The organism is Lonsdalea iberica, assembly GCF_002111585.1.
GTDB classification, from domain to species: Bacteria; Pseudomonadota; Gammaproteobacteria; order Enterobacterales; family Enterobacteriaceae; genus Lonsdalea; species Lonsdalea iberica.
Window position 1 is genome coordinate 1 of record NZ_LUTP01000110.1, and the last position, 1,253, is coordinate 1,253.

1 protein-coding gene and 3 pseudogenes are annotated in these 1,253 nt (G+C 46.9%); 1 reads left to right on the forward strand and 3 read right to left on the reverse strand.

Features of this window, described 5'->3' with window-relative positions; all coding sequences use genetic code 11:
* Positions 1-259: pseudogene (locus AU511_RS16885) on the reverse strand (hypothetical protein); the annotation flags it as partial.
* Between the two features lie 51 nt (positions 260-310).
* Here AU511_RS16885 and AU511_RS16890 point away from each other — a divergent pair.
* Positions 311-508: pseudogene (locus tag AU511_RS16890) on the forward strand (SymE family type I addiction module toxin); the annotation flags it as partial.
* 50 nt (positions 509-558) lie between these two features.
* Here the strand turns inward: AU511_RS16890 and AU511_RS16895 are convergent.
* Complete coding sequence (locus AU511_RS16895; protein ID WP_094110366.1) at positions 559-855, reverse strand: hypothetical protein; 297 nt, start codon at positions 853-855, stop codon at positions 559-561.
* Positions 852-1,253, reverse strand: a pseudogene (locus AU511_RS16900) (RHS repeat-associated core domain-containing protein); the annotation flags it as partial. The gene AU511_RS16895 and the pseudogene AU511_RS16900, both read right to left, overlap by 4 nt.

Consider the following 1,253-nt stretch of genomic DNA (forward strand, 5'->3'; position numbering starts at 1 on the left):
CTTCTTCCGACCACAGCAGGGTGCGCGTGACGCTGTGCTCATCGTAGGCTCTGCGCACTTCCATGCCGTTCTGCCACTCGCGCACCACCCGGTCGCGCAGGTCGTATTCCAGCTGCACGTGGCTGACCGACGACGTCACCTCGGTCAGCCGTCCCACTGCATCGTAGCGATAGTGCACCGTCTCTTCCGGCGAGGTCTCCTGTATCAGCAGGCCGCGGCCGTCGTACTGGAAGCGACGCTGCTCGCCTTCGCCGTTGCGAGAGGCTCCTCCACTCCCGCCATCAATATCGGTGGCGAATAGCTACAGGAAGCCGGGTTCAGTGCTGGCCAACCGCTCAAGCTGCGTGTCATGCCTGGCTGCATTGTCATTACCGTGCAGGATTTGCGGGAACTCTGGCGCTGTCTCGAAGGACTCAGCCTGCAACCGTTCGATGAACGCGCCGCCGCCGCCTGGCTTAACCGCTTTCCCGGCGGACTGGATCTGGCAGGGATTACGAGTAGTGAATGACCGATAATAAAAAAGCCGGAAGGATCGTTAAGATCTCTTCCGGCTTGTTTTTATAAAAGCACTAATACTTTGTTTATTTTTTCTTTTAATTCAACTAAATTTTCAGCATTCGCAGAATATATTGGTGAACTCCAATCATAATCTTTAATTAATACGATGTGGAACTTACCATCTATTTCAAAAGAGGGTCTCCAACCGACATCTAATACATACTCTTCTGGGAATTCAACTTGCAGCATATCTTCTTTCAAATCATCAATGTAAACTTCCAGCTGATACCCTTCTTTAATAGGAAAATCATCAAAGGTTACGACTCCACCATTAAGTGAAAAATCAATATCAATCATTTAGTTAACCTTAAATATTCTTTTAGAGAAATAGGGTGACCATGGATTGTCCCACCACTTTCTTCTACCCTCAACCATTGACTAGTTTTACCTTCACTGGCACCAATTGTTTCACCCATATCCTGAACTTTCCAAGGTTTTCCATTCGTTACAGGTTGACCATTTTTATATACAGAACGTTCCAGTGATTCTATGTCAGTTCCTGGTTTATATTTAGCAGGGCCTGATTTTGTTGAATTAATAGTATCTTTCCATGAAGCATTTTTAGGAGCGACATGCTTGTAACCGTGAGGTGTCCAGTTTGGCTCTTTACCTTGTGGGCACTTACTCAATCCCAACGGATCGATCCAAGTTAACGGATTAGGAGCGTATTGGTAATTGTTTAATCCACCAAGTAG

What these genes read in the sequence shown, in the direction of transcription:
- AU511_RS16895 (WP_094110366.1), bottom strand. Translation starts at nt 855, where the DNA reads ATGATTGATATTGATTTTTCACTTAATGGTGGAGTCGTAACCTTTGAT.